The 7,300-nt window shown below is 32.3% G+C and carries 6 protein-coding genes; 4 read left to right on the top strand and 2 right to left on the bottom strand.

What is annotated here, in order from left to right:
- Positions 1–156 precede the first annotated feature (156 nt).
- On the bottom strand, positions 157–1,071 hold the full coding sequence (locus KA858_RS10540; protein WP_210135654.1) for a transglycosylase domain-containing protein: 915 nt from the start codon (positions 1,069–1,071) through the stop codon (positions 157–159).
- 387 nt (positions 1,072–1,458) lie between these two features.
- Between KA858_RS10540 and tyrS the strand changes: the two genes are divergently transcribed.
- From tyrS to KA858_RS10525, 3 genes are all read left to right on the top strand, one after another.
- Positions 1,459–2,721 carry a tyrosine--tRNA ligase gene (gene tyrS, locus KA858_RS10535; RefSeq protein ID WP_070855688.1) on the top strand — a complete coding sequence of 421 codons (1,263 nt, stop codon included), beginning with the start codon at positions 1,459–1,461 and terminating at the stop codon, positions 2,719–2,721.
- Between the two features lie 124 nt (positions 2,722–2,845).
- Positions 2,846–3,316: a MarR family winged helix-turn-helix transcriptional regulator gene (locus KA858_RS10530; protein ID WP_193839215.1), complete on the top strand. Its 471-nt coding sequence runs from the start codon at positions 2,846–2,848 to the stop codon at positions 3,314–3,316.
- Positions 3,317–3,439: 123 nt separating this feature from the next.
- Positions 3,440–4,849: a DHA2 family efflux MFS transporter permease subunit gene (locus tag KA858_RS10525; RefSeq protein WP_210135653.1), complete on the top strand. Its 1,410-nt coding sequence runs from the start codon at positions 3,440–3,442 to the stop codon at positions 4,847–4,849.
- Between the two features lie 197 nt (positions 4,850–5,046).
- Here the strand turns inward: KA858_RS10525 and KA858_RS10520 are convergent, their stop codons facing one another.
- Positions 5,047–6,327 (bottom strand): S1C family serine protease, encoded by a 1,281-nt coding sequence (locus KA858_RS10520; RefSeq protein WP_210135652.1) that lies wholly within the window; start codon positions 6,325–6,327, stop codon positions 5,047–5,049.
- A 167-nt stretch (positions 6,328–6,494) separates the two neighbouring features.
- Between KA858_RS10520 and KA858_RS10515 the strand changes: the two genes are divergently transcribed.
- The gene (locus tag KA858_RS10515; protein ID WP_075108654.1) at positions 6,495–7,118 is read left to right on the top strand and encodes a lysophospholipid acyltransferase family protein; all 624 of its coding nucleotides are present in this window, start codon (positions 6,495–6,497) and stop codon (positions 7,116–7,118) included.
- The last annotated feature ends 182 nt before the right edge of the window (positions 7,119–7,300 follow it).

The following is a 7,300-nucleotide window of genomic DNA, read 5'->3' as shown; positions in this document are numbered from 1 at the left end:
AATACGGAGTATTGTAAATAAAGAAGCCAGTAAATGAATTTGTTAAAACTCATTTACTGGCTATTTCTCTAGGAATTATGTCCCAGACTCTTTTTTATTGAGCAATGTATGAAAATAAAATGTATATAATAAAACTACTCTATAGTTAAGATGAAATTATGCAGGTTGATTATTTGTTAATTCTGGATTGGTTAATAAATGATGGTAGATATGATATCGCTTGGCATGACGATATTCTTCTTTGTTAATCACACCTTCAACGAGCATGCGCTTTAACACATAATGTTGACGATCGACACTAATTTTAACCGCTTTATATGGTTTTAATTCACCATTTTCTTCATAAGGCGTATAAACATAAGGACTCTGTAATAAGCCAATAAGATAAGCAGATTGGGCAATGTTTAAGTCTTTCGGGGGTATACCAAATAAGCTGTATGACGCTGATGCGATACCTGTGATATTATTGCCTTCATAATCTCTACCAAAAGGTACAATATTTAAATATGTATAAATAATCTCATTCTTTGATAATAATTTTTCTAAACGCATTGCCAATATAAGTTCGTTTGCTTTACGACTATATGTTTTTTTACTTGATAATACCTGATTTTTAACTAGTTGTTGGGTTATTGTACTACCACCAGAACTTTGATCAAGATCAAATACATCTTGAATCATTGCACGTACGAGCGCTTTCGGCAAAATACCATTATGTTTGAAGAACATCGTATCTTCTGAAGAGGTTAGTGCTTTGATAACATTTGGATTAACGTGTGTTGGACCAACGATAAGAGAATTTTCGGATTTGTCATATTCCTCTAACACATTAGAATTATTATGATTAATTAAATCATCACCGGCAAAGTGAAGTACTTTTTGTTGTAATTCACGATCACTTATTTGAGATGATTCATGTGTTAAGTGATTAAAGTAGATGACTGTTCCTATAAATCCAATCATACTCACCAATAAACCAACACTAAATAAGCCTACAATGACATGTTTTACTTTTTTGTAGGATTTTTCAAATGTATTAAACTTTGAGTCTCTATTTGTGTTGGTTGCCATCCTTTTCATCTTAAACCTCCTAAAATTTAAGTATAGTATATCATATTCGCTTATTTGACTTTTATATTTTTTATACTTATAATTAATTACAATTCAATATCTATTGGATATGAGGACAAGTAATATATTTGTGATTTTCAGAGAGTTAGTGGTTGCTGTGAACTAATAATTACGCTTATATGAATACACCTTATTATAAATTATCCAACGTTTTATTAATGAACGTATCATTGATAAAGTGAATAGCTATTCGCTATTTAAGTATGGTGGTAACGTGCTCAAGCGCCCTTACATGTTGTATGTGTAAGGGTGCTTTTTATTTTACCTTAAATAGAGTGTCAATCATCAATGATTAAAAAATCAATATATATATAGGAGGAATACATTATGACTAATGCATTAATTGAAGAACTACAATGGAGAGGCTTAATTTATCAACAAACTGATGAAAAAGCGATTGAAGAACTGTTAAATAAAGAACAAATTTCATTATATTGTGGTGCTGATCCAACAGCCGATAGTTTACATATCGGCCATTTATTACCATTTATGACTTTACGTCGTTTCCAAGAACATGGTCATAAACCAATTGTATTAATTGGTGGTGGAACAGGTATGATTGGTGACCCATCTGGGAAATCTGAAGAGCGTGTGTTACAAACTGAAGACCAAGTAGAAGCTAATGTTAAAGGTATTAGTGATCAAATGCATAAATTATTTGAATTTGGTTCTGACAAAGGTGCGGTACTCGTTAATAATAAAGATTGGTTAAATCAAATTTCATTAATCGATTTCTTAAGAGATTATGGTAAGCACGTAGGTGTGAACTATATGTTAGGTAAAGATTCAATACAATCTCGTCTTGAAAATGGTATTTCATACACTGAGTTCACATATACGATACTACAAGCAATTGATTTCGGCCATTTAAATCGTGAATTAAATTGTAAACTGCAAGTAGGTGGTTCTGACCAATGGGGAAATATCACAAGTGGTATTGAATTAATGCGTCGTATGTATGGTCAAACTGAAGCTTATGGCTTAACTATTCCATTAGTGACGAAATCGGATGGTAAGAAATTTGGTAAGTCAGAATCAGGTGCAGTTTGGTTAGATGCTGATAAAACAAGTCCATACGAATTTTATCAATTTTGGATTAATCAATCAGATGATGATGTCATTAAGTTCCTAAAATACTTTACATTCCTAGATAAAGATGAAATTGATCGTTTAGAACAATCTAAAAATGAACAACCTCATTTAAGAGAAGCACAAAAAGCATTAGCAGAAAGCGTGACAGAATTTATCCACGGAAAAGAAGCATTAAATGATGCTATTCGTATTTCTCAAGCGTTATTTAGCGGTGATTTAAAATCATTATCAGGTAAAGAATTAAAAGAAGGTTTCAAAGATGTACCACAAGTTGAATTATCAACTGAAACTACAAACATCATTGACGCATTAATTGAAACAGGAATTGCATCATCTAAACGTCAAGCACGCGAAGATGTTAATAACGGTGCGATTTATATTAATGGTGAGAGACAACAAAACGTGGACTTTGAATTAAGTGACGATGATAAAATTGATAATGAATTCACAATTATTCGTCGTGGTAAGAAAAAATATTTCATGCTTAATTATAAATAAGCATTTTAAGTGAATGGGCAATGTAGCACGGTATTTACGATGATGCTACTTGCCCTTATTTTATGAAATGTTATTCAAATATAGTTATAATGAATATACTATAAGAACATAAAGAAGTGATGAAATGACTAATAATAAAGAAGAAATATTAATGAATAGCTTTAGAGATTTATTTAACAAAATAGGTTGGTTAAATAAAGATAAAATGGAACAAGCGCTTAAAGGATATAAGCCTTCGGAAGTCCATTGTATTGAAGCGATCAAAGAATATCAGAAACCTAATGTAAGGTATTTAGCGCATAAGTTATTTATGACGAGAGGTGCTATTAGTAAATTAACTAAGCGATTGCAACAAAAAGGATTAATTGAAAGTTTTAAAAGTGAAGATAATAAAAAGGAAATTTATTTTAAGTTGACTCATGAAGGTGAGAAAGTCTATCGCATTCACGCTGAACTACATGAAACATTTCAAGATAGAGATCAAACGGTTTTTGATAGTATGACTGAAGATGAATTTAAAAATATGATGACGTTTATAGAAAGATATAATGACCATTTAGACCAACTTATAGAACAGCAACAACGTACGCTTTAATTGTTAGAGTGGAATAATGAATTCGTAGCGAATTTTATTCCGCTCTTTTTTATATTTTGTTGACAAGGAAACAAAAAAGGTGTATATTTTGTTGACATGGAAACAATATACAGGAGGATTCTAATGTCGAAAGTTAATGAACGTCAAGTTTCAAGAGAAATAATGATTGCTGCTTGGGCAATTGCATTAGGGGCTATAGCACCTATGTTAGATTCAACAATGATTAATATAGCAATTAAACAGTTAAATCATACATTTGGTACAACGCTCGATATCGTACAGTGGGGAATAACAGGTTATGTTCTTGCACTAGCGTTAATTATTCCAATAGCAGGGTGGTTGGTCAATCAATATAATGGAAAGTACGTATTTATTTCTGCTTCGATACTATTTGGTATGACATCAGTTTTAGCTGGTATCAGTTGGAATGTTGAGAGCTTTATTATATTTAGAATTATTCAAGGTATGTCTGCAGGCGTTATTACAACGTTAATGTTTACATTATTGATTAAGACAACAGGTCAAGACCATATTGGAAAAGTAATGGCAATTGTAAGTACACCTATGATTTTTGGACCTATTTTAGGACCAGTAATCGGTGGTGTTATCATTCATTTTGTGTCTTGGCGTTGGATGTTTTTTATTAATGTTATCGTGGTCATCGTTGCGATTCTTTTACAAATGAAATATTTACCAAACTTTAAGCCTTTAAATAAAGAGAAGTCTATTGATATGATTGGTGTTATTTTATTAGGATTAATCAGTATTTCTATGATTTATGGTTTGACGAAAGCGAGCGACTATCATAATTTTTACAATACGACGACAACGGTTCTCTTAGTTGTAAGTTGTATTTTCATTATGTTGTATTTTGTTTATAACAAAATGAAGAATGATAATACAATATTACCTATTTCTCTATTCAAAAGAAGAAATTACACTGCATCATTCATAGGTCTCTTTCTTTCTAACATCGGTATCATGGGGCCAATGGTCATTATTCCATTATACTTTCAGACTTTTAAGCAGTTTTCGCCAATTGAAGCTGCTCTAGCACTGATACCACAAGGTCTGGGTATGCTTATTACAAGACCCTATATTGGTAAAGTTATTGATCAATTTGGTGCTAAATGGGTTGCTATTATCAGTGTTATTATCTCAATGTTTGGTTCAGTACCTTTATTATTTATAACTGAACATACAAGCATAGTTGTTCTATCATTGATACTCTTCTTAAGAGGTTGTAGTGTTGGTGGTATTAATTTAGGTCTCACTACGGATGCCTATATGGGGATGGATGAGCATAAATTGGCTGAAGCTGGTGTTGGTATTAATATGATTGAAAATGTTGGTTCAAGTTTCGGAACGGCCTTTATAGCAACAGTGCTTTCACTTGTAGTAAATCGATTAGGTTCTTCAATGGCGAATAATATCATTGCTTATCACGCTGGATTTTTAGTATCAGTTATAACTTTAATTCTTCTTGTTATTCCAGCGTTATTTTTAACTCAAAAATCGAAAGCGACGGTATAAACAATGTGATAAAAGAAAATAGGGGTGGAACAAAATTCTTTACGAATTTATTGTTCCACCCCCGCATGGGAGACTAAAGTTGAGAACCTTTATTTATAGCGTTTGCTCAAAATCAGTCAGTAACTATGGATTGGCTAGATAATCACATAATATTATTATCATTATCTTAGCCTGATATATATATATTATGTTACTTCCTACTGTATAAACTGACTATTGCCACTAAATTCTGACTCAGAATTTGATGATTGATTTGATGATGTAGCGGCTGATTGACTTTTAAGTTTTACATTGACGTTTAATGTTTTACCGTCACGAATCACCGTAAGTTTTGCTGTTTCGCCAGGCTTCTTATTTTGATATAGATATGTTCTTAAATCTGTATCTTCTTTAACATTTTTGTCATCTATTTTTGTGATAATATCGCCTGTTTTTAATTCACTTGAACCACTTACTTTTGCAACATAAATTCCATCATCACGATCTGTATTTAATTCTTTTTTATATGAATCAGGTATATCACTTAAATTTAGTAAACCGATACCGATAGAAGGACGTTCGATTTTACCATGTTTAACAAGTTGTTCAATTGTAACCTTAACTTCATTACTTGGAATAGCAAAACCAATACCTTCTACTTGTTCGGCAGCTATTTTCATAGAATTGATGCCGACTAAGTTACCATTAATATCCACTAGTGCACCGCCAGAGTTACCAGGGTTGATCGCAGCATCTGTTTGTAAGACGTTAACTTTCGTACCACCTGAAGTCGTATTAGATTCGATTGTACGCTCATTGGCTGAAATAATACCTGAAGTTACTGAATTTGCAAATTCAAGACCTAATGGATTACCCATTGCAAAGACGCTATCTCCAGTTTGTACTTTAGAAGAATTTGCAAATTTAATTGATTTAATACCTTTCGTATTATCAATTTTTAAAACTGCAATATCTGAAACGCTATCTTTACCGATTAATTTTGCCTCAACTTGCTTACCACTATGAAGTTGCACTTTTATCTCAGAAGCACCACTTATAACATGTGTATTTGTCACAATATAAGCAGAATCGTTATCGATTTGGTAGATTACACCTGAACCTATACCGGCTTCTTCTGATTTTGATGATGATTTACCTTGTAAAAAATCTTCTAAATCATTGGCTTTCTGCATGTTGATGACACCAACAATCGCAGGAGAAACATCTTTTATCATTGCATTGACGGATTTGTATTTATCACTTTTTCCGTCAAGCACATTACCACCTTTACTATTACTGGCTTCTTGAACTTGTGCGCCACCGTTATCGATTCCGACTAACCCCATTATTTTACTAGCTCCCAAGACAAGTAAAGCACCAATAATACCAGCAACTAATGCCACAATAACGGTTTTAAACCACGGAAATTTTGGCTTTCCAGGTTGAGGTTGCTGATAGGTGCTATGATTGGATTGATTTTCTTGATTAAATTCAGACATTTTTAACCTCCATTATAATATTAACCCTTTATTTAATTATGAAAGTTTTGATGAAATAATGCCAGTAATCCACCATCAGACTTTAGATGTATCTTTTGAAAAGTTGTTCAGAAATAAGGATAATGATAAAATCAATAAAGTATATATTTCAATAAGCAGGTGACATAATGTATCAATTTATCAGTAAACTATTAGATTTGATATTAGTCAAAATGGCTAAATCTTTGTATGTGATCGGTAAGGAGAATATTCCTAAAGATAATAAATTCGTCGTGACATGTACACACGAAAGTTATAATGAAGTAATCATGTTAGGAATGGCTTTAGTACCGAATGAAATTCATTATATGGCTAAGAAAGAATTATTTAAGAATAAATGGTTTGGCCAATTTTTAACTTCATTAAATGCGTTTCCTGTAGATCGCGAAAATCCAGGGCCAAGTACACTAAAAAGACCAGTCAATTTATTAAAAGACAATAAAACAGTAGGTATTTTCCCAACTGGACATCGTACTTCTGTTGAAGGTGCGCCATTAAAACGAGGTGCCTCAACGATTGCAATGTTAGGTAAAGCACCTATTTTACCAGCTGCGTATGTTGGACCAACAAAATTACACGGTTTAATTACAGGGCAGGCACTAATTAAATTTGGAGAACCTATTTACCCATCTGATATACCTAAAGATTTAAAGAGAAATGAGAAGATAGACTATCTCACTCATGAAATCGAGACACGTACAGCACAATTACAAAAAGAATTGCATTTAATTCAAGATAGTTTAAATAAATAGAATGATATCGTTAGATGAATGTAGAACGATTGCAAAGAGTCTGGGACATCATTCCTAGAGAAATAGCCAGTAAATGCGTTTGTTAAAACGCATTTACTGGTTTCTTTCTTTACAATACTTGATATTGTTGGCTCGCTTGCCCAACGTGCTTTGCTTGTAGAAACTGATTAACTCAGTTTCTC

The organism is Staphylococcus sp. GDX8P80P, assembly GCF_017893095.1.
Lineage (GTDB): Bacteria > Bacillota > Bacilli > Staphylococcales > Staphylococcaceae > Staphylococcus > Staphylococcus borealis.
This window is presented reverse-complemented; position numbering and strand designations above follow the sequence as displayed.

Coding starts and splice junctions, on each gene's coding strand:
- KA858_RS10540 (WP_210135654.1), bottom strand. CDS start 1,071: ATGGCAACCAACACAAATAGAGACTCAAAGTTTAATACATTTGAAAAA.
- tyrS (WP_070855688.1), top strand. CDS start 1,459: ATGACTAATGCATTAATTGAAGAACTACAATGGAGAGGCTTAATTTAT.
- KA858_RS10530 (WP_193839215.1), top strand. CDS start 2,846: ATGACTAATAATAAAGAAGAAATATTAATGAATAGCTTTAGAGATTTA.
- KA858_RS10525 (WP_210135653.1), top strand. CDS start 3,440: ATGTCGAAAGTTAATGAACGTCAAGTTTCAAGAGAAATAATGATTGCT.
- KA858_RS10520 (WP_210135652.1), bottom strand. CDS start 6,327: ATGTCTGAATTTAATCAAGAAAATCAATCCAATCATAGCACCTATCAG.
- KA858_RS10515 (WP_075108654.1), top strand. CDS start 6,495: ATGTATCAATTTATCAGTAAACTATTAGATTTGATATTAGTCAAAATG.